At 70.0% G+C, this 25,333-nt stretch carries 27 protein-coding genes; 24 read left to right on the forward strand and 3 right to left on the reverse strand.

Annotation, left to right across the window (positions count from 1 at the left end):
* Nucleotides 1-17: 17 nt before the first annotated feature.
* The 17 genes from ftsY to ACWIFB_RS11700 all read left to right on the forward strand — a co-directional run bounded on the left by ftsY (nt 18) and on the right by ACWIFB_RS11700 (nt 16,413).
* Nucleotides 18-1,496 carry a signal recognition particle-docking protein FtsY gene (ftsY, locus tag ACWIFB_RS11620; protein WP_454058324.1) on the forward strand — a complete coding sequence of 493 codons (1,479 nt, stop codon included), beginning with the start codon at nt 18-20 and terminating at the stop codon, nt 1,494-1,496.
* Nucleotides 1,497-1,712: 216 nt separating this feature from the next.
* Entirely contained in the window at nt 1,713-3,008 is a 1,296-nt protein-coding gene (locus ACWIFB_RS11625; protein ID WP_454058353.1) for an ammonium transporter, read from the forward strand.
* A 27-nt stretch (nt 3,009-3,035) separates the two neighbouring features.
* Nucleotides 3,036-3,374, forward strand: coding sequence for a P-II family nitrogen regulator (locus ACWIFB_RS11630; protein ID WP_452099048.1), 339 nt, complete (start codon nt 3,036-3,038; stop codon nt 3,372-3,374).
* A gap of 48 nt (nt 3,375-3,422) precedes the next feature.
* Entirely contained in the window at nt 3,423-5,747 is a 2,325-nt protein-coding gene (locus ACWIFB_RS11635) for a [protein-PII] uridylyltransferase (protein WP_452099047.1), read from the forward strand.
* Between the two features lie 117 nt (nt 5,748-5,864).
* Nucleotides 5,865-7,433, forward strand: coding sequence for a signal recognition particle protein (gene ffh / locus ACWIFB_RS11640; RefSeq protein ID WP_452099046.1), 1,569 nt, complete (start codon nt 5,865-5,867; stop codon nt 7,431-7,433).
* 210 nt (nt 7,434-7,643) lie between these two features.
* Complete coding sequence (gene rpsP, locus ACWIFB_RS11645; protein WP_295653159.1) at nt 7,644-8,129, forward strand: 30S ribosomal protein S16; 486 nt, start codon at nt 7,644-7,646, stop codon at nt 8,127-8,129.
* 5 nt (nt 8,130-8,134) lie between these two features.
* The gene (locus tag ACWIFB_RS11650; RefSeq protein ID WP_230928758.1) at nt 8,135-8,377 is read left to right on the forward strand and encodes an RNA-binding protein; all 243 of its coding nucleotides are present in this window, start codon (nt 8,135-8,137) and stop codon (nt 8,375-8,377) included.
* 29 nt (nt 8,378-8,406) lie between these two features.
* Complete coding sequence (gene rimM / locus ACWIFB_RS11655) at nt 8,407-8,940, forward strand: ribosome maturation factor RimM (RefSeq protein ID WP_452099045.1); 534 nt, start codon at nt 8,407-8,409, stop codon at nt 8,938-8,940.
* Nucleotides 8,937-9,746, forward strand: a complete 810-nt coding sequence (gene trmD, locus ACWIFB_RS11660; RefSeq protein WP_452099044.1) for a tRNA (guanosine(37)-N1)-methyltransferase TrmD — start codon at nt 8,937-8,939, stop codon at nt 9,744-9,746. The genes rimM and trmD overlap by 4 nt, the downstream gene beginning before the upstream one ends.
* 164 nt (nt 9,747-9,910) lie before the next feature.
* Nucleotides 9,911-10,252, forward strand: a complete 342-nt coding sequence (rplS, locus tag ACWIFB_RS11665) for a 50S ribosomal protein L19 (protein ID WP_230928760.1) — start codon at nt 9,911-9,913, stop codon at nt 10,250-10,252.
* Between the two features lie 62 nt (nt 10,253-10,314).
* Nucleotides 10,315-11,079: a signal peptidase I gene (lepB, locus tag ACWIFB_RS11670; RefSeq protein WP_454058325.1), complete on the forward strand. Its 765-nt coding sequence runs from the start codon at nt 10,315-10,317 to the stop codon at nt 11,077-11,079.
* Nucleotides 11,080-11,120: 41 nt separating this feature from the next.
* Complete coding sequence (locus ACWIFB_RS11675) at nt 11,121-11,765, forward strand: ribonuclease HII (protein ID WP_452099042.1); 645 nt, start codon at nt 11,121-11,123, stop codon at nt 11,763-11,765.
* Nucleotides 11,762-12,067 (forward strand): DUF2469 domain-containing protein, encoded by a 306-nt coding sequence (locus tag ACWIFB_RS11680; RefSeq protein ID WP_007632861.1) that lies wholly within the window; start codon nt 11,762-11,764, stop codon nt 12,065-12,067. The genes ACWIFB_RS11675 and ACWIFB_RS11680 overlap by 4 nt, the downstream gene beginning before the upstream one ends.
* 144 nt (nt 12,068-12,211) lie before the next feature.
* A complete protein-coding gene (locus ACWIFB_RS11685; protein WP_452099041.1) occupies nt 12,212-12,628 on the forward strand; it encodes a YraN family protein in 417 nt (138 codons plus the stop codon).
* Between the two features lie 2 nt (nt 12,629-12,630).
* On the forward strand, nt 12,631-14,148 hold the full coding sequence (locus ACWIFB_RS11690) for a YifB family Mg chelatase-like AAA ATPase (RefSeq protein WP_452099077.1): 1,518 nt from the start codon (nt 12,631-12,633) through the stop codon (nt 14,146-14,148).
* Nucleotides 14,148-15,353: a DNA-processing protein DprA gene (dprA, locus tag ACWIFB_RS11695; RefSeq protein ID WP_452099040.1), complete on the forward strand. Its 1,206-nt coding sequence runs from the start codon at nt 14,148-14,150 to the stop codon at nt 15,351-15,353. The genes ACWIFB_RS11690 and dprA overlap by 1 nt, the downstream gene beginning before the upstream one ends.
* Nucleotides 15,354-15,453: 100 nt before the next feature.
* On the forward strand, nt 15,454-16,413 hold the full coding sequence (locus ACWIFB_RS11700; protein WP_452099076.1) for a tyrosine recombinase XerC: 960 nt from the start codon (nt 15,454-15,456) through the stop codon (nt 16,411-16,413).
* 51 nt (nt 16,414-16,464) lie between these two features.
* Here ACWIFB_RS11700 and ACWIFB_RS11705 read toward each other — a convergent pair whose 3' ends face one another.
* Complete coding sequence (locus tag ACWIFB_RS11705) at nt 16,465-17,070, reverse strand: M23 family metallopeptidase (protein WP_454058326.1); 606 nt, start codon at nt 17,068-17,070, stop codon at nt 16,465-16,467.
* A gap of 398 nt (nt 17,071-17,468) precedes the next feature.
* Here ACWIFB_RS11705 and rpsB point away from each other — a divergent pair, with 398 nt between their 5' ends.
* From rpsB to ACWIFB_RS11730, 5 genes are all read left to right on the forward strand, one after another.
* A complete protein-coding gene (gene rpsB / locus ACWIFB_RS11710) occupies nt 17,469-18,350 on the forward strand; it encodes a 30S ribosomal protein S2 (protein WP_452099038.1) in 882 nt (293 codons plus the stop codon).
* Nucleotides 18,351-18,558: 208 nt separating this feature from the next.
* On the forward strand, nt 18,559-19,383 hold the full coding sequence (gene tsf, locus ACWIFB_RS11715; protein ID WP_230928767.1) for a translation elongation factor Ts: 825 nt from the start codon (nt 18,559-18,561) through the stop codon (nt 19,381-19,383).
* A gap of 238 nt (nt 19,384-19,621) precedes the next feature.
* Nucleotides 19,622-20,347: a UMP kinase gene (pyrH, locus tag ACWIFB_RS11720; protein ID WP_230928768.1), complete on the forward strand. Its 726-nt coding sequence runs from the start codon at nt 19,622-19,624 to the stop codon at nt 20,345-20,347.
* 56 nt (nt 20,348-20,403) lie between these two features.
* On the forward strand, nt 20,404-20,961 hold the full coding sequence (gene frr, locus ACWIFB_RS11725) for a ribosome recycling factor (protein ID WP_230928769.1): 558 nt from the start codon (nt 20,404-20,406) through the stop codon (nt 20,959-20,961).
* Between the two features lie 56 nt (nt 20,962-21,017).
* A complete protein-coding gene (locus tag ACWIFB_RS11730) occupies nt 21,018-21,896 on the forward strand; it encodes a phosphatidate cytidylyltransferase (protein WP_452099037.1) in 879 nt (292 codons plus the stop codon).
* 50 nt (nt 21,897-21,946) lie between these two features.
* On the opposite strand, the gene ACWIFB_RS11735 is transcribed toward ACWIFB_RS11730, so the two are convergent.
* Nucleotides 21,947-22,372 (reverse strand): lipopolysaccharide assembly protein LapA domain-containing protein, encoded by a 426-nt coding sequence (locus tag ACWIFB_RS11735; protein ID WP_452099036.1) that lies wholly within the window; start codon nt 22,370-22,372, stop codon nt 21,947-21,949.
* 85 nt (nt 22,373-22,457) lie between these two features.
* Between ACWIFB_RS11735 and rlmN the strand changes: the two genes are divergently transcribed.
* A complete protein-coding gene (gene rlmN / locus ACWIFB_RS11740; protein ID WP_452099035.1) occupies nt 22,458-23,567 on the forward strand; it encodes a 23S rRNA (adenine(2503)-C(2))-methyltransferase RlmN in 1,110 nt (369 codons plus the stop codon).
* Between the two features lie 82 nt (nt 23,568-23,649).
* On the opposite strand, the gene ACWIFB_RS11745 is transcribed toward rlmN, so the two are convergent.
* Nucleotides 23,650-24,003 carry a DUF2631 domain-containing protein gene (locus ACWIFB_RS11745; protein WP_454058327.1) on the reverse strand — a complete coding sequence of 118 codons (354 nt, stop codon included), beginning with the start codon at nt 24,001-24,003 and terminating at the stop codon, nt 23,650-23,652.
* A gap of 165 nt (nt 24,004-24,168) precedes the next feature.
* Between ACWIFB_RS11745 and dxr the strand changes: the two genes are divergently transcribed.
* Nucleotides 24,169-25,332 carry a 1-deoxy-D-xylulose-5-phosphate reductoisomerase gene (dxr, locus tag ACWIFB_RS11750; RefSeq protein WP_454058328.1) on the forward strand — a complete coding sequence of 388 codons (1,164 nt, stop codon included), beginning with the start codon at nt 24,169-24,171 and terminating at the stop codon, nt 25,330-25,332.
* Nucleotide 25,333 lies beyond the last annotated feature (1 nt).

The following is a 25,333-nucleotide window of genomic DNA, read 5'->3' on the forward strand; positions in this document are numbered from 1 at the left end:
CGGCCATACTGGGCACCGTGAACACCACTACCTGGATCATCGTGGCCGTCGCCGTCGTGCTGTTGCTGGCAGTCATCGCGCTCGTCGTGGGACTGCAGCTCCGCAAAAACCGGCAGATCACCCTCAGCAAACCCGAGGAGAACAAGGAGCTCACCCAACAGGAGCGCTCCGGCAACTACCAGGCTGGAACGGGCTTCTCGTTCACCCAGGCCGGAGGGGCTGCCACCGCCGCGCCACCGAAGGAGCCGCTGCCGCGCGAGACGCCCGCCCCCGTGGAGCCCACGCAGCCCGTCGAGCCCTCGGCCCCGTCGGCCGATCCGGCGCCCGCCGCGCCGGTTGCCGAGCCCGCGCCGCCGGCTCCGACTGCCGTGCCCCCGGCGCCGTCGACGGAGCCGGAGCCGGCGCCCGAGCCGGACATCGAGCCCGGACCGAGCGCGGAGACCGTGGTCGTGGAGCCGACCCCTGTCGAGCCCGTGGTGGTCCCACCCGAGGTCCCCGACGACGAGGTGCCCGTCCACTCGCCGGACGTCATCACCGGCACCCCCGAGCCGGTCGCCCCCATCGAGCGCATCGATCCGTCCGCCGGACGCCTGGATCGGCTCCGCGGCCGCCTGTCGCGGTCGCAGAACTCGGTCGGTCAGGGCCTGCTGGGACTGCTCGGTGCGGGCGATCTCGACGAGGACGCATGGGAGGAGATCGAGGACACCCTGATCATGGCCGACCTCGGCGCCGCCATGACCGAGCGCGTGGTCGACACCTTGCGCGAGGAGATCGCCACCCGCCAGGTCCGCACCGAGGCGCAGGTGCGCGACCTGCTGCGGCAGACGCTCATCGACAACCTCCACCCCGAGTACGACCGTTCTTTGCGGGCGCTGCCGAACGACGGGACGCCGGCCGTCCTCCTCGTCGTCGGCGTCAACGGCACGGGTAAGACCACCACCACCGGCAAGCTCGCCCGCGTGCTGGTCGCTGACGGCCGCGCCATCCTCCTCGGCGCCGCGGACACGTTCCGTGCCGCGGCCGCCGACCAGCTCCAGACCTGGGCCGAGCGTGTCGGCGCCGAGGTCGTGCGCGGCAAGGAGGGCGCCGACCCGGCTTCCGTGGCCTTCGACGCCGTCTCGCGGGGGGTGGAGACCGGAGTCGACGCCGTGCTGGTCGACACCGCGGGCCGCCTGCACACCAAGACGGGCCTCATGGATGAGCTCGGCAAGGTCAAGCGCGTCGTGGAGAAGAAGACCCCTGTGGACGAGGTCCTGCTCGTGATCGACGCGACCACCGGTCAGAACGGCCTCATGCAGGCGCGCGTGTTCAAGGACGTCGTGGACATCTCCGGCGTCGTGCTGACCAAGCTCGACGGTACCGCCAAGGGCGGAATCGTATTCCAGGTGCAGCACGAACTCGGCGTGCCGGTGAAGCTCGTCGGACTCGGGGAGGGCGCTGACGACCTGGCACCGTTCACCCCGGAGGCGTTCGTCGACGCGCTGCTCGGGACCTGACCCGGTCGGGGGCTGCCGTGTAGGTACCGGGACGCAGGACACAGGAACGGAACGAAAGGCGCCCGCGCGTAACCGACCGGAAACGTGCGCGCGCACCGGCCGCAACACGACGGCGGAAATCTCTTATCTCGGACGGGGTGGCGACAAGACGCCTCCCCGCGAGACGAGGAGGACCGCATCGTGACAGGTGAGTTCGATACGGGAGACACGGCCTGGATGCTCATGGCGGCATCGCTGGTGCTGCTCATGACACCCGCGCTGGCACTGTTCTACGGCGGGATGTCCCGGCAGAAGTCCGTGCTCAACATGATGATGATGTCGTTCGGGTCGATGGGCCTGGTCGGCATCATCTACCTGCTGTGGGGCTGGTCGATGTCCTACGGCGGACAGTCCGTCGGCGGCGTGTTCGCCAACCCCTTCGAGATGTTCGGGCTCTCCGGGGTGATCGGCGACGCCTCCGGCTGGGTGGCCTCGGGTTCCGGCGCCTACCCGCAGGTCGTCGACGTCGCCTTCCAGGTGACCTTCGCGATCATCACGGTGGCACTCATCTCGGGGGCGCTCGCCGAGCGGGTGAGGTTCGGGACCTGGCTGGCCTTCGCGGGCGTCTGGGTGACCCTGGCGTACTTCCCGCTCGCACACATGGTGTGGGGAGGCGGCCTGCTCTCGCACTCGGAGAACGGGATCGCCGCGAGGATCTTCGGCACCGTCGACGACGGTGAGGGCGGTTTGACCGCCGCGGTCGCCCCGATCGACTTCGCCGGCGGCACGGTCGTCCACATCAACGCGGGTATCGCCGCGCTCGTGCTGGTCCTGCTCATCGGCAGACGCCTGGAGTTCGGGCGCACCGCCTACCGTCCGCACAACCTGCCGTTGGTCATGCTCGGTGCCGCACTGCTGTGGTTCGGCTGGTTCGGCTTCAACGCCGGCTCCGCCTTCGGTGCCGACGGCGCGGCCGGGCTCGCATGGGTCAACACCACCGCGGCCGCCGCCGCCGCCATGCTCGGCTGGCTGCTCGCCGAACGGATCCGGGACGGTCACGCCACCAGCCTCGGGGCCGCCTCGGGTGTGGTCGCCGGTCTCGTGGCCATCACGCCGGCTGCGGGCTCGGTCAGTCCGCTCGGTGCTGTCGCGCTCGGAGCGGTCGCCGGCATCCTGTCCGCGCTCGCGGTGGGGCTGAAGTACCGGTTCGGATACGACGACTCTCTCGACGTGGTGGGCGTCCACCTCGTCGCCGGGCTCTGGGGCACCGTGGCGATCGGCCTGTTCGCCACCGGCACCTTCGACACCGCCGCCGGGCTGTTCTACTCCGCCGATGGTTGGAAACTGCTCGTCATCCAGGCGGTGATCGCGATGGCGGCGCTGGTGTTCACCGCGGTGATGACCACGATCGCCTGGGCGATCTGCAGGCCCCTCGGGTGGCGGATCAATGCGACCGACGAACAGTCGGGCATCGACGGCGCTCAGCACGCGGAGACGGCGTACGAACCCTCCACCACCGCGCTCATCCGCTGAGCCGGACCCACGAAAGGACATCACGACATGAAACTCGTCACCGCGATCATCAAGCCGTTCACCCTCGACGACGTCAAGGCGGCGCTGGAGCAGGCCGGAATCCACGGACTGACCATCAGCGAGGTGCAGGGTTACGGCCGCCAGAAGGGCCACACAGAGGTCTATCGCGGCGCGGAGTACGCCGTGGATTTCGTCCCCAAGATCAGGGTGGAGGTGGTGGTCGACGACGAGGCTGTCGACGCGGTCATCGCCCTGGTCGTCGACTCGGCCCGCACCGGCAAGATCGGCGACGGCAAGGTCTGGGTCACCCCGGTCGAGTCCATCGTCCGCGTCCGCACCGGCGAAGAGGGCCCGGCCGCCATCTGAGCGGCCCGCCGAGGCCCGGGTGTCGCCGCAAGGCGGAGAGGAGTCCCCATGAGCGGGACGTTCGGTATCCAGCGTGCCCGGGCGCTCCGCGAGGGACGCGCGGAACTCCTGGGTGTGTCTCCCGAGCACCTACCCGCGGACGCCCTGAGGGGCGCCCTGTGCGAGTTGTACGAGCGGGAACTCGCCCTCCTGGCCCAGGAGGCCGGCATCGGGGACCGGAGCGGGTTCGTGCTCGTCGCACTCGGCGGCCTCGGGCGCCGCGAAGTGCTCCCGTTCTCGGATCTCGACCTGGTCCTCGTGCACGAGCGGCGCCCGGACCGGGAGCTCGCGAGAATTGCCGAGTCGCTGTGGTACCCGTTGTGGGATTCCGGGATCGAGCTCGACCACAGTGTCCGGACCGTCGACCAGTGTCTGACCGTCGCCGCCTCGGACGTGTGTGCCGGGCTGAGTCTGCTGGACGCCCGCGTCGTGGCCGGCGACGCCGACCTGGGAGCGCTCGTGATCGACGGCGCGCGCCGTCAGTGGCGGAGCCAGATCGCCTCCCGATACGACGACCTGGTCGACGCGGCCGCGGCCCGCCGCCGGCGCGCCGGCGTGATCGCCCATCTCACCGAGCCCGACCTCAAGAACGGGGCGGGAGGCCTGCGGGACCGCCAGCTCGTGTCGGCGCTGACGTTGGCGCACCTGTGTGACGGTCGGTCGGCCAGGCCCGAGGATCTGGCGACAGCGCATGCCAGGGTCCTCGATGCGCGGACCGAACTGCACCGCATCAGCGGCCGCCCGCGCGAGGTCCTGCACGCCCAGTACGGCGACGAGGTCGGCCGTGCGCTCGGCGTGGGTGACCGGTTCGAGTTGGCCCGGGCCCTCGGCGACGCCTCCCGCACGATCGCCTTCACCACAGACCAGGCGCTGCGGGTCTCGTGCGCGGCGCTGTCCACACGCGGGCTCACCGGATTACTGCGGCGGTCACCGGTGCGCCGTCCGTTGGCGGACGGGGTGGTGGAGCACGCCGGGGAGGTGGCACTGGCCCGGGGCGCGCGGGTCGAGACCGATCCGTGGCTGCCGCTGCGCGTCGCCTCCGCCGCGGCACGCGCGGGGCTTCCCATCGCTCCCGCGACTCTCGGGGTGCTCGCGGAGCGCTGCCCTCAGCCGGAGGGGCGGTGGCCCGCGGCCGCGCTGTCCGATCTGCTGGTGTTGTTGGGTTCCGGTGACACCCTGCCGCCGGTGTTCGAGGCGCTCGACCGCAGCGGGCTGTGGGAGCGGCTGCTGCCCGAGTGGTCCGGGATCCGCGACCTACCGGCCCGGGAGCGCACCCATGTCTTCCCGGTGGACCGCCACCTCATCCAGACGGTGGTGGCCGCCTCGCGACTCACCACCTCTGTGCGCCGCGCCGATCTGTTGTTACTCGGGGCGTTGCTCCACGACATCGGCAAGTGTCGCGCCGGGGATCACAGCGTGAACGGTGCGGAGATGGTGTGGCCGGTGGCGGTACGGCTCGGGTTGGATGATGACGACGACGAGACACTCGTGCGAATCGTTCGTCACCACCTGTTGTTCGCCAGGTCGGCAGTTCGTCACGACCCACGGGACCCGGCCACGCCCGCCATGCTCATGGCGGTGCTGGAACACGACACGGTGGCGATGGACGTCCTGGCCGCCCTGACCGAAGCGGACTCGATCGCCACCGGACCGACGGTGTGGACCGAGGGGCGGGCGGCCGCTCACGCAGCCCTGGTGGCCGCGTGCCGGGCGACACCGTCCGGTCGCCCCGGTGATCTCGAACCGCCCGCGGTGGACGCGGCCCGCCCGCACGGGCCACCCGACGTCGTCGTCGACCTCCGGACCCGGGGCGCCGGGACCCGCCACGACGTCACCCTCGTCGTGCCCGGTGGGGGACGCTCGCTCGAGGTTGCGGCACAGGTCCTGGCATTCCACCGGCTGGAGGTCGTGGACGCACGGATCGACCTGCGGCCGCCCGGCGGCATGCGGGCGACGATGACGGTGTCCACAGGATTCGGGGCGCCGGTCGACCCCCGGCTGCTCGCCAAGGACCTGCGGCGGTCGATCGATTCGGGATTACCGAGCACGATGCGCAACGCGCTGGGTCGGGCACCCGCGCACCGGCCCCCGGACGTCCCGGCGTCGGTCATCGTCAGCCCGCGCTCCGACGGGGACGGAATCATCCTGGAGGTGCGGGCCCGGGATCGGCCGGGGCTGCTCGCCACGATCGTCTCGTCGCTCCTGGGTGCCGGTGCGAGAATCGACTGGGTTCTGGTGAGAACCCGCGGCTCGGCGGTCGAGGACGCCTTCGCGCTGTCCGGGCGGGGAGCGGTTCTCGGTACGGCGGCGGTCGTCGAGACCGCCCTGTCCTGATACGGACTCGACGACCTCAGCGTGTGCTGACACGGTGTGTCCCGATACCCTGTGTGGAGTCGTCGCCGACGACACCGGGGTTCTCCGTCCCGGGCCGCGAACCAGGGAGCTGTTGCCGTGTTCGAATCCTTGTCCGACCGCCTCACAGGTGCGCTCAAGGACCTCCGTGGCAAAGGCCGGCTCAGTGACGCGGACATCGACGCCACGGCGCGCGAGATCAGGCTGGCGCTACTCGAGGCGGACGTCGCCCTGCCGGTCGTCCGCGCCTTCATCTCGCGGGTCAAGGAGCGGGCCAAGGGCGCAGAGGTGTCCGAGGCGCTCAACCCGGCGCAGCAGGTCGTCAAGATCGTCGATGCCGAGCTCACGGCGATCCTCGGCGGTGAGGCGCGGCGGATCGAGTTCGCCAAGCAGCCCCCGACCGTGATCATGCTGGCCGGCCTCCAGGGCGCGGGTAAGACCACCCTCGCCGGAAAGCTCGCACACTGGCTCAAGGGCCAGGGCCACACCCCGCTGCTCGTGGCGTGCGACCTGCAGCGCCCCGGCGCGGTGGATCAGCTGCAGATCGTCGGTGAGCGGGCCGGGGTCCAGGTGTTCGCGCCGCACCCCGGCACCTCCGTCGGTGGTGACGGCGAGGTCGTGGGGGTCCAGGAACCCGTCTCCGTGGCCCAGCGCGGACTCGCACACGCCCGCGCCAAGATGCACGACGTCGTGATCGTCGACACCGCCGGTCGACTCGGTATCGACGACGAGTTGATGGCCCAGGCGCGGGGGATCCGTGACGCCGTCCAGCCGGACGAGACCTTCTTCGTCCTGGACGCCATGATCGGTCAGGACGCCGTCATCACCGCCGAGGCGTTCCGTGAGGGAGTCGGCTTCACCGGCGTCGTCCTCACCAAGCTCGACGGCGATGCCCGAGGCGGTGCGGCGCTCAGCGTCCGCGAGCTGACCGGCACCCCGATCATGTTCGCCTCCGACGGCGAGAAGCTCGAGGACTTCGACGTCTTCCACCCGGAGCGGATGTCGAGCCGCATCCTCGGAATGGGCGACGTGCTCTCGCTGATCGAGCAGGCCGAGACCGTCTTCGACGCCACGGAGGCCGAGAAGACCGCCGCGAAGATCGGCTCGGGCGAGCTCACCCTCGAGGACTTCCTCGACCAGATGCTGATGATCCGGAAGATGGGGCCCATCGGGAACCTGCTCGGCATGCTCCCGGGCGGCAAGGAGATGAAGGCCGCCGTCGGCGACATCGACGAGAAATACCTGGACCGCATCCAGGCCATCATCCGCGGTATGACCCCGGAGGAGCGGGCCAACCCGAAGGTCATCAACGGGTCCCGCCGCCAGCGCATCGCCAAGGGTTCCGGCGTGACCGTGACCGACGTCAATCAACTCGTGGACCGCTTCTTCGAGGCCCGCAAGATGATGAGCCGGATGGCCGGCCAGATGGGCATGCCGGGCGCTGGCCGCAAGAACCAGCGCAAGGGCAAGAAGGGCAAGAAGGGGCGTGGCCCCACACCGCCCAAGAACCGCGGGATGATGCCGGGCGGTATGCCAGGTATGCCGCCCGGTATGCCCGGTATGCCTCAGGGCATGCCCGACCTGTCGCAGATGCCGCCGGGACTGGATCAGCTCCCGCCCGGCCTCGAGGGGATCGACATCAACGACCTGAAGTTCCCCAAGCGTTGACACACGCTGCTGCGCCGGGCGGGGCGATTGGTGCCCCGGCGGCACGGCGGTCTAGACTGGTCCGCCGGACGCCGTCACCGGTGGAATCACGCGCCCAAGCGCGGGTTCCGTGCCGACCGGCGGTCACCCGCAAGGCGAAACCGGGCCCCGCAACGAGTGCGGGCGTCGCTGAATCGCCACGTGACCTGCAACAGAAAGTGAGACGCCCACATGGCCGTCAAGATCAAGCTCACCCGCCTCGGCAAGATCCGCAACCCGCAGTACCGCGTGATCGTGGCCGACGCCCGCACCCGTCGTGACGGCCGGTCGATCGAGACCATCGGTCTCTACCGTCCCAAGGAGGAGCCCAGCTTCGTCCAGATCGACTCCGAGCGCGCCCAGTACTGGCTCGGCGTCGGCGCCCAGCCGACCGAGGCCGTCGAGCAGCTGCTCAAGCTGACCGGTGACTGGCAGAAGTTCAAGGGCATCGAGGGCGCCGAGGGCACCCTGAAGGTCGCCGAGCCCAAGCCCAGCAAGCTGGACCTGTTCAACAAGGCGCTCGAGGAGGCCCAGGGCGAGCCGTCCGCCGAGGCCATCACCACCAAGCGCAAGGCCGAGAAGGCCAAGAAGGCCGAAGAGGCCAAGAAGGCGGAGGAGGCCGCTGCGGCCGAGTCCACCGAGGGCGAGGCCGCCGAGGCCGAGTCCGCAGAGGCCTGAGTCTGATGAACGACATGGTTGTCGACGCCGTCGACCATCTCGTCCGCGGCATCGTGTCGGATCCCGACGCGGTGGCCGTGCGGTCGAGTGGTGGCCGGCGCGGCGCCGTGATCCGGGTGACGGTCGCCCCGTCCGATCTCGGTCGGGTGATCGGCCGTGGTGGTCGCACCGCTTCGGCGATCCGGACCATCGTCACCGCTGTGGGTGGCCCGGGAATCCGTGTCGACGTCGTCGACACCGACCGTTGACCCGCCAGTAGCCCGAGGACAAGGACACCATGGAGCTCGTCGTCGGACGCGTCGTCAAATCGCACGGCGTCCGAGGCGAGCTCGTGGTCGAGGTGCGGACCGACTCCCCCGAGGAGCGGTTCGCCCCCGCGAGCCGTCTCGTCGGCCGCACCGGCCGTGGCAACAACACGGCGGATCGTGACGTGACGATCGAAGCCGCCCGGAGTCACTCCGGGCGGCTTCTCGTGCGTCTCGAAGGGGTGGGGGACCGGGACACCGCCGACGCGCTGCGCGGCATGCTGCTGCTCGTCGACTCCGGGGCGCTTCCTGACCCACAGGACCCGGACGAGTTCCACGACCACCAGTTGCTCGGACTCCGTGTGCTCGATACCTCGGGCGACCGCCTCGGTGAGGTCGTCGAGGTCGTGCACACCGCCGCGGGCGAACTGCTGGGCATCCGTCTCGCCGACGGGTCCGACGCGCTGGTGCCATTCGTGACGGAGATGGTCCCGGAAGTGGATCTCGCCGGGGGCACGTGTGTGATCGATCCGCCGGAAGGACTGCTCGAACTGGGCAGCTCATGACCGCCGCCGACGAACGTGGTGGGGCCGGCCCGGCGCTGCGACTCGACGTCGTCACCGTCTTTCCCGAGTACCTCGCCCCGCTCCGGCTGGCCCTGCTGGGCCGCGCCGTCGACCGCGGGATCGTCGAAGTGGGGATACACGACCTGCGTGACTGGACGCATGACGTCCACCGATCCGTGGACGACACCCCGTTCGGCGGTGGCCCCGGCATGGTCATGCGCCCCACCGTGTGGGGCGAGGCACTGGACGATCTCGTCCCCGTGCCGCACCCGGACACCCGAGGGGACGACCGGCCGCTGCTGATCGTGCCCACCCCCGCTGGCCGACCGTTCACCCAGTCCGACGCCCATCGCTACGCGCGCCGGCGACACCTGTTGTTCGCGTGTGGGCGCTACGAGGGGATCGACCAGCGTGTGGTCGACGAGGCATCCGAGACGATGGACGTCGACGAGGTCAGCATCGGCGACTACGTCCTCATCGGGGGAGAGGTGGCCGTACTCGTGATCGCCGAGGCGGTCGTCCGCCTCCTGCCCGGGGTTCTGGGCAATCGCCGCAGCCACGAGGAGGACTCCTTCTCCGACGGCCTGCTCGAGGGGCCCTCGTACACCAGGCCCGAGGTCTGGCGGGACCGCGCGGTTCCGGAGGTGCTCAAGTCAGGAAACCACGCCAGGATAGACCGCTGGCGTCGGGACCAGTCGCTGCGCCGGACCGCCGAGCGGCGACCGGAGCTGCTGGCCCGCGCCGAACTGGACACACCGGATCTGGCCCTGCTCGCCGAGCTCGGATGGGCGCCACCGCAGCCCTGATTTGGGGCGTGCGCACCGGTGATGGCACACTAGCGAGGTTGACCTTCCGGGCGTCCTGCACGCCCGTCGTCGGTCGCGCTGATCCGGGGCACGAACCGGTTGTCCCACCTACACGGTGGGCGCCAGGGTCCTCTGTCCTCATTCCTGACATGCAAGGAACATCAATGAACACTCTCGATTTCATCGACAACAAGTCCCTGCGGGACGACATCCCCGAGTTCCGGGCCGGCGACACGCTCGACGTGCACGTCAAGGTCATCGAGGGCACGAAGGAGCGTATCCAGGTCTTCAAGGGCGTCGTGATCCGTCGCCAGGGCGGCGGCGTCCGCGAGACCTTCACCATCCGCAAGGTCTCGTTCGGCGTCGGCGTCGAGCGCACCTTCCCGGTGCACTCGCCGAACATCGACCGGATCGATGTGCTGGTGCGCGGTGACGTCCGTCGCGCCAAGCTGTACTACCTGCGTGCTCTCCGCGGCAAGGCCGCGAAGATCAAGGAGAAGCGCTGATCGCGTAGAGCGAGTCCTACTCGGCCGCCGACGGTGGCAGGGAATCGACTACGCTCGTCCGGGTGAGCAGCACCGAATCGCCTGGACATGACCCCGCCGAGCCGGGGCCCCGGGGAGGCGGGGCCCCGGCTCGCGGCGTCGAGAAGAAGGGCCAGCCCTGGTACATAGAGATCCCCCTGCTGGTGGTGATCGCGCTCGTCCTGGTCTTCGTGTTCCAGACCTTCGTGGGGCGGGTGTACCAGATCCCCTCCGAGTCGATGGAGCCCACGCTCCACGGCTGCGTGGGATGCACCGGGGACCGGATCTTCGTCGACAAGATCAGTTATCGGTTCGGTGACCCGGAGCCCGGCGATGTGGTGGTGTTCAAGGGGCCGGATTCCTGGAACCAGGGCTACCAGTCGATCCGATCGGACAATCCCGTCATCCGCACCCTGGAGAACATCGGCGGCGTCATCGGCGTCGTCCCGCCCGACCAGAACGACCTCGTGAAGCGCGTCGTCGCCGTGGGCGGCCAGACGGTGGGCGGATGTTCCCCGGACGGCCGGCTGCTGGTAGACGGTCAGCCGCTGGACGAGCCGTACCTCAACGAGGATCCGACGGTGAACCGCAATCCCATGAACTGTGCGTTCGGGCCCATCACGGTGCCCGAGGGCAACTACTGGGTGATGGGTGACAACCGGAACAACTCGGCCGACTCGCGTTTCCACATGGGCGACGAGTTCCAGGGGACGGTGCCGGGCGAGAACATCATCGGCAAGGTCCAGGCGATCATCCTGCCCTTCAACCGGATCGGGACGGTCTCCTCCCCGGACATCAGCGTCGGGTGAGGCCGGTCGGTCTCAGGCCGGCCCTGCCGGACCGCGCGCGGGTGACCCGCAGGGCTGGTCGTCTGGCTCTCGAGGCGGCCGTCTCACGTCGCGGTCTGGGTCCCGCCGCCGGGGTCGATGAGGCGGGCCGGGGTTGTTGCGCCGGCCCTCTCGTCGTCGCGGCGTGTGTTCTCGGAGACCGGTTACACCCCGAACTCGCGGACCTCGATGATTCGAAGAAGCTCTCGCCCGCCACCCGTGAACGACTCCACGACGCGGTCATGCGCCGTGCGGTGGCGATGTCTGTGGTGGTGATCGACCCGGAGCACATCGATGCGCGGGGGATCCACCGCTGCAACCTCGAGGGGATGCGTCGCGCGGTGGCCGGGCTGGATCCGTCTCCGGGTTTCGTGTTCACGGACGGGTTCGCCGTCGACGGGCTCGGGTGCCAGTCCACGGCGGTCATCGGGGGTGATGCGGTGGTCGCATCCATCGCCGCCGCGAGTGTCCTCGCGAAGGTGACGCGTGATCGGATTATGGTGGACCTCGACTCGCGGTACCCGGGCTACGGGTTCGCCTCCCACAAGGGATACGGGACCGCACGTCACGCCAGGGCGATCGAGGAACTCGGTCCCAGCGACATCCATCGCATGTCGTACGCCAACGTCCGTCGCGCCGCGCAGGCGCATTCGAGGAGCACGAGATGAGCGCCGAGGATCTGGAGAACTACGAGACCGAGATGGAGCTCTCGCTTTATCGCGAGTACCGCGACATCGTCGGGCAGTTCACCTATGTCGTCGAGACGGAGCGCCGCTTCTACCTCGCCAACGCCGTTGAACTCATCCCGAGGTCCGCTGACGGCGAGGTGTACTTCGACGTCCGCATGTCCGATGCCTGGGTGTGGGACATGTACCGACCTGCGCGTTTCGTCAAGTACGTGCGCGTGTTGACGTTCAAGGACGTCAATATCGAGGAGCTGGACAAGCCCGAGCTCCGCCTTCCCGAGTAGGCATCCGGGGCGATTGTCCACAGGCCCCGGACTCTCCACAGACCGTCTCCGACCCGGCCCGCATCCGGCGGGCCGGGTCGTCTGCGTCCGGCAGGGTGATCCCCGGCGGACCCGGGTGGGCCGGGTCGCCGGGAGGGGCGGGCGATGGCGGGTCACGAGGGGGACGGGAGCCGGAGGGCGGGGACGTCCGGGCGACGCAGGCCGGACCGGCGGCAACAGATCGGGAGGGCGGGGGAGAAGCACGCGGAATCGCTCCTGAGGTCCAGGGGCGCCGAGGTCCTGGCACGCAACTGGCGGTGTGCGGCCGGGGAGCTCGATCTGGTGGTGCTCGACGCCGCGGGTCGTCTCCGGTTCGTCGAGGTGCGCACCCGTACGGGCCCGGGCTTCGGCACCCCCGCCGAGTCGGTCACACCGGCCAAGCAGCACCAGGTTCGCATGGTGGCGAAGTACTGGCTCGCAGCCAACCCGGGCGGGTGGCGTCAGGTGTGCTTCGACGTCGTCGGGGTGGACCTGTCCGAGTCCGATCGTCCGCGGCTGGAGCTGTTCGAGGACGTGATGTGACAGTGGCGCTCGGACGCACGTGGGCGGTCACCCTCCAGGGGGTCGGTGGACAGTTGGTCGAGGTCGAGGCGGATGTGGGCCGTGGGCTGCCGGCGGTGAGCATCGTGGGTCTTCCGGACAAGGCGGTATTGCAGGCCAGGGACAGGGTCCGGGCCGCGGTCGTCAACTCCGGCCTCACCTGGCCGCCGGGCAGGGTCGTGCTCTCACTGTCGCCTGCGGCGGTCCCCAAACGGGGCTCAGGCTTCGATCTCCCGCTCGCGATCGGGGTCCTCACCGCGTCGGGCGAACTCCCGGCCGGGGCGTTCGAGGGGACGCTGCTGGTGGGGGAGCTCGCACTGGACGGGCGCATCAGGCCCGTGAGAGGCGTCCTTCCCGCGGTCCTCGCTGCGCGGGAGGCCGGGTTGGAACGGGCGATCGTGCCGGGGGCGAACCTGGCAGAGGCTCGTCTCGTTAGGGGAATCGCCACGGCCGGGGCGGACTCGCTCGCGATGATCGCCGTCTGGTGCCGCGGCTCAGGGGACCTGGTCTCGGAGGCGGCAGCGCCGCGGGGCGTCGCGGACGGTGATGACTCCGACCTGGCCGAGGTGGTGGGCCAGGACGATTGCCGGCGTTCCATCGAGGTCGCGGCGGCCGGCGGCCACGCGGTTCTTCTTCGCGGGGCCCCCGGGACGGGCAAGACGATGTTGGCGCGCAGGCTCCCCGGGTTGCTGCCCGATCTGGACGAGCAGGCGGCGCTCGAGGCCACCGCGATCCATTCGGTCATGGGCAAGCTCTCCTCCCGGGACCCGCTGCTGCGCCGTCCGCCGTTCGTCGCCCCACACCACGACGCGTCGACGGCGGCGCTCGTCGGCGGCGGGTCCACCACACCGCGCCCCGGGGCGGTCTCGCTGGCGCACAGGGGAGTGCTGTTCCTCGATGAATGTGCGGAGTTCTCCGGCCGCGTGCTCGACAGCCTCAGGACACCGCTGGAGGAGGGCGAGATACGGATCGCCCGGAGCGACGGGATCATGGTCTTTCCCGCGAGGTTCCAACTCGTCATGGCCGCGAACGACTGCCCCTGTGGCGCCGCGAGGCCGGACGACTGCACCTGCTCGCCTGACGCGCGCCGCCGCTACGGGCGGGCTCTGACCGGTCCGCTGCGGGACCGGATCGATATCGCCGCGCGGACTCTGCCGGTCGGTTCGGGATTGTTCGCGGTGGGGGAGATCGAGGACACCGCGGTCGTGCGGGCCAGGGTGACGACGGCGAGGGCCGCCGCCGCCGATCGGTGGGCGGGGTGCGCGGAGGCGAACGGCGCCGCGGCCAACGCCGGCGTGCCCGGGCGGGTCCTGCGATCACTGAAGGCGCTGGACAGGCGTGCCCTCCGCCCGCTTGACCGTGCGCTGGCCCACGGTGTCCTGTCTCCACGTGGTGTGGATCGGTGTCTCCGTCTGGCGTGGACGGTCGCGGACCTGGAGGGGGCCGTCGTGCCCACCGAATCGCATGTCGCCGAGGCGATGGTGCTGAGAGGAGAGGACTGATGGCAGGGCTGTTCGAGACGGCGGTCCCGGCGACGGATGAGGTCCGCGCGGCGTACGCCTATCTGGGTGCGGTGACGGAGAGGCCCACCGCACAACTCTGGGACCTGGTGGACACGGTCGGGCCGGTCGAGGCCCGCGACCGGATCCGGAGGAAGCAGGTGCCCGAGGGGCTGGCCGATCAGACCGAGGCACGACGAGACGTGGTCGACGGGGCCGGACTTCTGGATGACGCCCACAGGTCGGGGGCACGGCTGCTGGTGCCGGGCGATCCCGGCTGGCCGGACTGGCTGCTCGCGCCCCTCGATCGACCACGGGGGAGACGGCGCGATGGCACGGGCGGGGTGCCCACGGCGTTACGGCCGCTGGGGCTGTGGTGGCGTGGTCCCGCCGATCCGGCCACGGCGCTGGGTCGGTCGGTGGCGGTGGTCGGAACCCGCGCACCCACCGCGTACGGGCGGGCGGTGACCGCGGACCTGTCCGCCGGGGTATCGGCCGAGGACTTCACCGTGGTCTCCGGGGGAGCGTTCGGGATCGACGCCGCCGCGCACCGTGCCGTGTTGGGGGCGGGAGGGGTGACCATCGCGGTTCTGGCAGGAGGCGTGGACCGGCTGTACCCCCGGGGGAACGACTCCATGCTCCGGCAGATCGCGGAAACCGGGGCGGTGATCTCGGAACAGCCCCCGGGGACCGGCGTGACCCGGTACAGGTTCCTGGACCGGAACAGGATCATCGCGGCCCTGACATCCGCGACCATCGTGGTGGAGGCGGCCGCACGGAGCGGGGCCCTGAGCACCGCGGCGTGGGCGGCGGCGCTGGAGCGGCCGGTCGGCGCGATACCGGGTCCTGTGACGTCGGTGGCATCGGTCGGGACCCATCTGCTGATCCGCGATCGCGGAGCCGTGTTGATCGGACGGACGGCCGACGTGGTGGAGTTGGCCGGCGATATGGGGGAGACGGCGGCGCCACCGTCCGGGGGCACCTCGACCTGGGACGGACTGGATGACGTGACCCGGCGGGTGCTGGAGGCCCTACCGACCACCGGTGGTGTGGCACCGGCCGAGGTCGCGGCGTCGGCGGGGATCCCGCCGAGTACGACCCGGGCGGTACTGGGTCGACTGATGTCGACGGGAGCGGCGGTCCGGGGGCCGCAGGGGTGGCGACGATCCGGTGGGGGCGGCGTGCAGATGAGCCTGTCGGTGGGCTGACCGGGCGCCAGCGGGGCCGGCCGGTGATGGCTGCGCGAAGCCCGCGGCGTTCTTCTTGCGTGCGATCGCGGGTGGGGTGATGATGGGACTCATGGGACGCATGGGTTCACAAGGGGCGGTCGGTCGCGAAGTGCCTCCCGCGCTCGAACCCGTCCTGGACGACTTCGCCGACCATCTCCGCGCCGGCCGGTCCCGCTCCGAGGCGACGGTCCGCGCCTACCGTTCCGACGCGCGAGCGCTGCTGTCCCGGCTCTCGACCGAGCCGGGGGGCCCGGCCTGCGCAGCCGATCTCGCCGGGGCGTTCACCCTGCCCGCCCTCCGGGGGTGGCTCGCCGAACAGGTCTCCGCCGGGGCGGCGCGCTCGAGCGTCGCGCGGCGGGTGGCGGCGGCGCGATCATTCAGCACCTGGGCGAGCCGGACGGGACTCGTCCCGACGGATGTCGCCGCCCGCCTCGAGGCACCGAAGGCGCAGCGCCACCTTCCGGAGGTGCTGCAGACCGCCCAGGCCGCCGAGGTGCTCCGGACGACTGAACTCGGGGCGGCGGAGGGCGACCCGATCGCCCTACGGGACCAGCTCGTCGTGGAACTCCTGTACTCCTGCGGGATCCGGGTGGCCGAGCTGTGCGGACTGGACGTGGACGACCTCGACCGGGAACGACGCCTGCTGCGGGTACTCGGCAAGGGTGGCCGTGAACGTTCGGTTCCCTACGGCCGCCCGGCCGAGGCCGCATTGCGGCTCTGGCTCGACGCGGGGCGACGAGCTCTTGCCACCGACCGTTCCGGACCAGCTCTGCTGTTGGGGGCCCGGGGCGGCAGGCTCGACCCGCGGGCCGCACGTCGGATCGTCAACGAGGTGACGGCGGTGACCCCGGGATCGCCCAGGGTCTCGCCGCACGCCCTGCGGCACAGTTCGGCGACACACCTCCTCGAGGGCGGCGCCGACCTGCGCCATGTCCAGGAACTGTTGGGGCATTCGACGCCGGCGACCACGCAGATCTACACCCATGTCTCGGCCGATCGCCTCCGCGCCGCGTACCGCGGAGCCCACCCGCGGGCATGAGACCGGGGCGGGGGAAAGGGCGAGTAAGGCAGGCGCGGCCCGGCGCAGTGATCAGGCTTCGCCGTCCCCGGGACGGGTGGGCTTGAGTCGGATCGGCCGGTCCGAGACGAGTGTCAGCGACAGTGGGTCGACGTAGTCGTCGTCGTCACCTCCCGGGTTCCCCGAAGCGACGCGTGCGCCCCAGTGCAGGCACGCTTCCATGGGGCACCCCGGGTGTCCCGCGACGAGGTGCCCGACCGTCTGGCCCGTCGAGACCTCATCGCCTTTCAGGACACTCGCCGTCACCGGTTCGTAGGTGGTCCGTAGGCCGTGGCCATGATCCAGGGACAGCACCGGCTTTCCACCCACCGACCCCGCGAACAGCACGGTGCCGGGTGCCGGCGCGAGCACGGGCGACAGGGGCTCGGCCGCCAGATCGACGCCCCGATGCCCGGCGAGCCAGCGGTGATCGGGGGGATCGAAGCCGGTCACCGGGACCGCCGGGCCCGGGACGGGGCTGCGGAACCGCACCGTCGGGGCGGCAGGCGCGGCGGGGTGGGGCAGCACAGCGGCGAGCAGAACCCCCGCCACCGCCACCCCCACCGCGGCGGCGCCGGCCCTTGTGGCTCCGGCACGGTCCATCCGCACGGCTCCCCGTACGCCTCGCTCGTCTCCCATGACCCCAGTGGAGCGTGTCCCGGGGCGCGGCGCGAGAGTCCCGGCGCCGGGTGTGGAGAAACTCGACGACCATCCACAGGTGTTCGTCGCCGTCGCCGTCTTGGCGGACAGACGCACCACCGGATATGCTTCCCGGTGCGGTCGACTCTGCAGTCGATTGACTTCGCGTGTCCTGCCCCGCCCGCGGGTGGAGCATCCGGACCCGTGATCCCCTGGATCACGGACCCTCCGGACGACGGACCAGTTGGTGCCCCTGGCTGTTCAGGGGTGAGGTCCGGCGCGGACACCAGGGCCCGAGGCCACCCGGCTGAAGGGCGTAACCCGATACAGATTCAGAAAGCGAGGACGAGGGCCTCGCGGTCCGGCTGCTTCCAAGCCGGACGAGCCCTCAACCCATCATGGCAGTTATCTCCATGAAGCAGCTGCTCGACGCAGGTGCTCACTTCGGTCACCAGACCCGTCGCTGGAACCCGAAGATGCGCCGGTTCATCTTCACCGACCGCAACGGCATCTACATCATCGACCTGCAGCAGACCCTGACGTACATCGACCAGGCGTACGAGTTCGTCAAGGAGACCGTCGCCCACGGCGGCACCGTCCTGTTCGTCGGCACCAAGAAGCAGGCCCAGGAGGCCATCGCCGAGGAGGCCGCCAAGGTCGGGATGCCGTACGTCAACCAGCGCTGGCTGGGCGGCATGCTCACCAACTTCCAGACCGTGCACCAGCGGCTCCTGCGCCTCAAGGAGCTCGAGTCGATGGAGCAGTCGGGTGGCTTCGAGGGTCGCACCAAGAAGGAAATCCTCATGCTCACGCGTGAGAAGAACAAGCTCGAGCGCACGCTCGGCGGTATGCGTGACATGACCAAGGTTCCTTCGGTGGTGTGGGTCGTCGACACCAACAAGGAGCACATCGCCGTCGGCGAGGCCCGCAAGCTCAACATCCCGGTCGTCGCAATCCTCGACACCAACTGTGACCCGGACGTCGTCGACTACCCGATCCCGGCGAACGACGACGCGATCCGCTCGGTGACCGTGCTGACCCGCGTGATCGCCTCCGCCGTCGCCGAGGGCCTCAAGGCCCGCTCGCAGGCCGGCAAGACCACCGGCGACCAGGCCGAGCCCCTCGCCGAGTGGGAGACCGAGCAGCTCGACCAGGTCACCGGCGAGGCCGCCGCTCCGGAGGCCGCCGAGGCCCCCGCCGAGATCACCGGCACCGAGTCGCCCGTGGCGGAGCCGCCCGCCGCGGAGGCCGCCCCCGAGGCGCCCGCCACCGAGGTCTGATCCTCAGGCACCAGCTCGAGACATGTCGGGCCCGGCCGCCCATGACCCCTCGCGGGGGTCCCCGGGTGGCCGGGCCCGACGTGTCACCGGCGGTGGGAACCGGTCTCCATCGGCGCTTCGGCGTCTAGGGTGGAGGCGGATTCGTCCGCCGACCGACGCGACTACTTTTCACGACACATCCAACCCCTATAAGGAGGGTCGCCCCACAATGGCGAACTACACCGCTGCCGACGTCAAGCGTCTGCGTGAGCTCACCGGCTCCGGGATGATGGACTGCAAGAAGGCTCTCGAGGAGACCGACGGCGACTTCGACAAGGCCGTCGAGGTCTTGCGCATCAAGGGCGCCAAGGACGTGGGCAAGCGCGCCGAGCGCGCCACCGCCGAGGGCCTGGTCGCCGTCAAGGACGGCGTCATGGTCGAGCTCAACTCCGAGACCGACTTCGTCGCCAAGAGCGCCGAGTTCATCGCGCTCGCCGACAAGATCGTCGGCGTGGCCGCCGCCCAGGGCATCTCCGATCTCGACGCGCTGAACGCCGCCGAGCTGGACGGCACCACCGTCGCCGACGCGGTCGTCGCCTTCTCCGCCAAGTCCGGCGAGAAGCTCGTCCTGCGTCGCGTGGGCAAGCTCGACGGCCCCGTCGCCGTCTACCTGCACAAGCGTTCGTCGGATCTGCCGCCGGCCGTCGGCGTCCTGGTCGCCTACTCGGGCGAGGGCGAGGCCGCCGAGTCCGCCGCCCGTTCCGCCGCGATGCAGATCGCCGCGCTCAAGGCCCAGTACCTCTCGCGTGACGAGGTCCCCGCCGACGTCGTCGCCAAGGAGCGCGAGATCGCCGAGGCCACCGCCCGCGAGGAGGGCAAGCCGGAGCAGGCACTGCCCAAGATCATCGAGGGTCGGCTCAACGGCTTCTACAAGGACGTCTGCCTCCTGGACCAGGCCTCCGTCACCGACAGCAAGAAGACCGTCGGTGCGCTTCTCGAGGAGGCCGGCGCGAAGGTCACCTCGTTCCTGCGCTTCGAGGTCGGTCAGGCCTGACCCGCGCCTGAGCCGCTTCGTGCGGTGAACCAGCGACGGCGGTACCCGGGGATCGGGTGCCGCCGTCGCTCGTCGTGCCCACCGGGTGCGCCCGCCTCCGGCGGGCTGCGCTGTGGAGGGCGTGCGGATAGGGCAGAATGTACCCGGCTCCACCATGGGCCGGACAGCTCCTCGACGACACGGTGTCAGGAGCGTCGACGCGCGACACGGGCTAGATCCGCCCGGGACGAGGAGAACGATGACCGACCCGCTGCACGGGTACAAGCGTGTGATGCTCAAGCTGGGTGGCGAGATGTTCGGCGGCGGTGGCGTGGGCATCGATCCGGACGTCGTGCAGTCCGTCGCGCGCCAGATCGCAGAGGTCTCGAGGACCGGGGCCCAGATCGCGATCGTGATCGGTGGTGGCAACTTCTTCCGTGGCGCCCAGTTGCAGCAGCGCGGACTCGACCGCGCCCGGAGCGACTACATGGGGATGCTGGGCACCGTGATGAACTGCCTGGCCCTCCAGGATTTCCTCGAGCAGGAGGGCATCTCCACGCGGGTGCAGACGGCCATCCACATGGGTCAGGTGGCGGAGCCGTACATCCCGCTGCGCGCCGAGCGGCACCTCGAGAAGGGCCGGGTCGTGATCTTCGGTGCCGGCATGGGCATGCCCTACTTCTCCACCGACACCACCGCCGCCCAGCGGGCGCTGGAGATCCGGGCGGACGTGTTGCTCATGGCAAAGGCCGTCGACGGTGTGTACTCCGATGATCCGCGGACGAATCCGGATGCCGAGCTGTACGCCCGCATCGAGCACCGTGAGTGCCTGGAGCAAGGTCTCAAGGTCGCGGACGCCACAGCGTTCAGCCTCTGCATGGACAACAACATGCCGATCTTGGTCTTCAACATGCTCACCGAGGGCAATATCGCCCGCGCGGTGGCCGGTGAGCAGATCGGGACCCTGGTGAGCAGCCCGGCCTGACCCGGCCGCAGTAGGACCACGCACCCACCAGCCGACACGAACGAAAAGAGACGAAGATGATCGACGACACCCTGCTCGAGGCCGAGGAGAAGATGGAGAAGGCGATCGAGCACGTCCGCGACGAGCTCTCCGCCATCCGCACCGGTCGTGCGAATCCGGGCATGTTCAACCGGGTCATGTGCGAGTACTACGGAACGATGACACCTATCACCCAGATGGCGACCATCACGGTCCCGGAGCCCCGCATGCTCATCATCAAGCCGTACGAGATGTCGCAGATGGGCCCCATCGAGAACGCGATCCGTAACTCGGACCTCGGCGTCAACCCGACGAACGACGGCCAGGTGCTCCGCGTGACCGTCCCGCAGCTCACCGAGGAGCGCCGCAAGGACCTGGTCAAGCAGGCCAAGGCCAAGGCGGAGGACGGTCGCATCGCGCTTCGCGGGGTGCGCCGCAAGGCGATGGATGAGCTCAAGCGCATCGACAAGGACGGCGAGGCGGGCGAGGACGAGGTCAACGCCGCGGAGAAGGAGCTCGACAAGGTCACGCAGCGCTACGTGGCCGAGGTCGACGAGATCGTGAAGGGCAAGGAAGCCGAACTGATGGAGGTCTGACCCCTCCCGGGTTCTCCGCCAGCCGTTCAACCACCACAACAGTCGAGGAGTACGCCGTGGATGACGCTCCGTCCGGCCCGCCCGGGCCCACTGCCGCGGCCGCGGCGCCCCCGTCCCGCGCCGGCCGCGACCTGACCCGGGCGATCCCGGTGGGGATCGGGCTCGGTGCCCTCGTGATCGCCAGTATCGCGTTCAATCCGCGGGCGTGGTATCTGGTCGCGGGCGGAGCCGTGGCCATCGGGACGTGGGAGGTTTTCAAACGCCTCCGTCAGGCCCGGTTCACGCTGCCCCTTGTTCCACTGCTCCTCGGCGGTCAGGCGATGGTGTGGTCAGGTTTCCTGATCGGCGCGACCGGGGCCTTCGCGGCTTTCGCGGCCACGGCGGTGGTGGTGCTGGTCTGGCGGTTGCTCATGGGCGGCCTCGACATCGCTCCGAAGAACTATCTACGGGACGTCTCGGTCACGGTGTTCGTCCTGGTCTGGATCGCCGTGCCGGGATGCCTGGGCGCGATGCTCTCGGACGGTGAGTACGGCGCGCAACGTGTCATCGCGCTCATCCTGCTCGTGGTGTGCTCGGACGTCGGTGGCTATATCGCCGGCGTGCTGTTCGGAAAGCACCCGATGGCGCCCGCCATCAGTCCGAAGAAGTCCTGGGAGGGCTTCGCCGGCTCACTCATCCTCGCGATGGTCGGCGGTGCGCTGGTCGTGTGGCTGCTGTTCGACGACGACATCTGGAAGGGCATCCTCCTCGGCGTGCTCGCGGTGTTCACCGCGACCCTCGGCGATCTCGTGGAGTCCCAGGTCAAGCGCGACCTCGGGATCAAGGACATGGGGACGGTGTTGCCGGGTCACGGCGGGTTCATGGACCGCCTCGATTCCGTTCTGCCCAGCGCGGTGGTGGTCTGGATCGTCTTCACATTCGTCGTCCCGACATAGCGGACACTTCGGCCGGCCGGACTGTCGTTCCGCGCGGCCGACCAGCGACATCAGCGGGATCGCGCCGAGAGCTTCCGGGCCTTGCGCGCCCGCATCCGGAGCTGCAGGATCCGGAACCCGGCGAACAGGGCCATGATCAATGCGCCGGCGATCGCGGCGAACAGGATCAGGACACCCAGCGGCAGGCTGAAATGCAGACCGAGGTACTGCACGTCCGTCGAGGTGGTGTTCTGTGCTATGAAGATCAGCAGGAGAATCGTGACCAACGCGCCCAGCACCAGACCGACCCACGCCGATCCGAGCCTGCCCGCCGCGCTGTCGGGCACGGCCTGAGGCGAGAGGCGATCGTGATCGGTCGCCTCCGGGGCCGACGGCGCGGGCACGTCGGCGGTTGCATTCTCGGCGGGCACCACGGCCGTCTCGGGGGACGACTCGGTGTTGCCGGCGTCGGCAGGGTCGTGTGAACGCGTGGTCATAGGTGAACTGTAAGCGTTCCCGGCGCTCGTGAGCACCGCCACTCGGTGTGTCGTCCGGCCTCGGTTCTGACACAATGGCCGCATCATGGCTGAACCACTTCCCCTCGTCTTCGATGCGCCCCGCCGCGGGCTGCCCCCTCGTCACTTCGCCGACCTCGACGCCGAGGGTCGGGCGGAGGCGATGGCGGAGTTGGAGGTCCCGGCGTTCCGCGCCAAGCAGCTGGCAAATCAGTACTTCGGTCGTCTCGAGGCGGACCCGCGGGAGATGACCGACCTCCCCGCCAGCCTGCGCGATCGGGTCGCGGACGAGCTGTTTCCGCCCCTGACGTCCTCACTGCGGCATATCACCACCGACGAGGGCACCACGCGTAAGACACTGTGGAAGCTCCACGACGGTTCGCTCGTGGAGAGTGTGCTGATGCGGTACCCGGATCGGGCGACGGTCTGCATCTCCAGCCAGGCCGGATGTGGCATGGCATGTCCGTTCTGCGCGACCGGGCAGGGCGGCCTCCAACGCAACCTGTCCGCGGCGGAGATCCTCGACCAGGTCCGGGTGGCCGCCCGGGCTATGCGCGACGGCGAGATCCCGGGCGGTCCCGGCCGCCTGTCGAACGTGGTCTTCATGGGGATGGGGGAGCCGCTGGCCAACTACAAGCGGGTGCTCACCGCGGTACGGGGTATCGTCTCGCCGCCTCCGTCGGGATTCGGGCTCTCCCAGCGCGCGGTCACGGTGTCGACGGTCGGCGTGGTTCCGGCCATCCACCGGCTCGCCGAGGAAGGCCTGCAGGTCACCCTCGCCGTGTCGCTGCATACTCCGGACGACGAGCTGCGCGACACGCTGGTGCCGGTCAACAACCGGTGGCCGGTCTCGGAGGTCATGGACGCCGCCCGCCACTACGCGGATGCGACCGGTCGTCGCGTATCGATCGAGTACGCGCTGATCCGTGACGTGAACGACCAGACATGGCGGGGCGAGATGCTCGGCCGTCTCCTCGCGCAGCGCCTGGGCGCGATGGCGCACGTGAACCTCATCCCCCTGAACCCGACCCCGGGGAGTGAGTGGGACGCCAGCCCCAGGCATCAGCAGGATGCGTTCGTCGAGGCGGTTCGTGCAGCGGGCGTGTCCTGCACCGTCCGTGACACACGGGGGCAGGAGATCGCGGCCGCCTGCGGCCAGCTCGCCGCAGAGGAGTGACACGCCGCCGCCTCAGCGACCAGAACAAGGGCCGCCCCGCTTCGAGCGGGGCGGCCCTCGTCAGCCGGGTGTGGTTCCGGAATCAGTTGGTGCCGGAGGCGGCGATGGCGCCGGTGGCCACACCGCCGGCCACGGCGTAGTGGTCCGAGGGGACCGAGAAGACCTTGTGCGACTTGGCGTAGGTGTCCTTCTTGGGGCGCAGCGAGAGGATCATCCAGATCAGCAGGAACGCGGCGATCGCGACCAGCCAGATGTTCTCGACGTTGCCGATGTGGTTGCCGAAGAGCATGCCGAGCAGGAACAGGACGAAGAAGCCTCCCACCGCCCAGCCGACCTTCGCGCTGTGCTTGTGCCAGCCCCACTCGACCGACGGCTCGTCGAGCGAGCTGACCCCGTCCACGACGACCTCTGCACTGGTGTGTCCGTCCGCGCTCATGCTCCCCGGTTCTCCTCACGGCTCGCTGGCAGCCCCGCGGGCCGCCGACATCGGACCCAGTTTGTCACACCGGGTCGGGCGGCCGACGGGTAACCCGCCCGTGTCGCCCCACACACCTGGTGCCGCGATGCGGCACCAGGCACCGATGATGTGGACAATGGCAGGGTGACCACGCGTGTTCTCGTCCTCGGCAGTACCGGATCGATCGGTACCCAGGCCCTCGAGGTGACCTCTGAGTCCGGCCCCGACCGCTTCCTGGTGGTGGGTCTTGCCGCGGGCGGTGGCCGCGTGGACCTGCTCTCCGACCAGATCCGCAGTACCGGGGCCGAGGCCGTCGCGGTGTCGGATCCGATCGCCGCGGAGAAGGTCCGGGCACAGTTCCCCGAGGTCAGGGTGCTCGACGGCCCGGAGGCCGCGACAAGGCTCGTCCGTGAGGTCGAGGCCGATGTCGTCCTCAACGGGATCGACGGGTCGATCGGTCTCGGGCCGACCCTCGCCGCACTGGACACCGGCGCCCGGCTGGCGCTCGCGAACAAGGAGTCGCTCGTCGCCGGCGGGGCGCTCGTGACGGGCAGGGCCGCGCCCGGGCAGCTCGTCCCGGTCGATTCGGAGCACTCGGCGATGGCCCAGTGCCTACGTGCCGGCACATCCGACGAGGTGGCTTCGCTCGTGCTCACCGCATCGGGTGGCCCGTTCCGTGGCCGGAGTCGTGCGGAACTAGCGGACGTGACAGCGGCGCAGGCCCTCCGGCACCCCACCTGGGAGATGGGCCGGATGATCACGCTGAACTCAGCGACCCTGGTCAACAAGTCCCTCGAACTGATCGAGGCGCACCTGCTGTTCGGGGTGCCGTATGACCGGATCGACGTGACGGTCCATCCCCAGTCGGTGGTGCATTCGGCGGTGACCTTCGTCGACGGCGCGACAGTGGCCAAAGCATCGCCGCCGTCGATGAAATTGCCTATCGCGTTGGCGTTGGGCTGGCCGACGCGGATCGCGGGGGTGTCGACGCCCCTGGACTTCTCGCGGTCGCACACCTGGACGTTCGAGCCCGTCGACGAGGTGACGTTCCCGGCGATCTCCGTGGCGCGTGCCGCAGGGGCGGCGGGCGGGTTGCGCACGGCTGTCTTCAACGCCGCCAACGAGGAGGCCGCGCCGGCCTTCCTCGACGAGCGTATCCGTTTCACCGAGATCGTCGACGTGGTCGCAGCGACGGTCGAGGCGGCGGACGAGTGGTCCGCCGACCCCCGGGATCTGGACGATGTCGTGGCTGCTGAATCGTGGGCGCGCCGTCACGCGGCCGCGCTCGTGACCGGGCTGGAGGGCTGAG

Source organism: Dietzia sp. NPDC055340 (assembly GCF_053645335.1).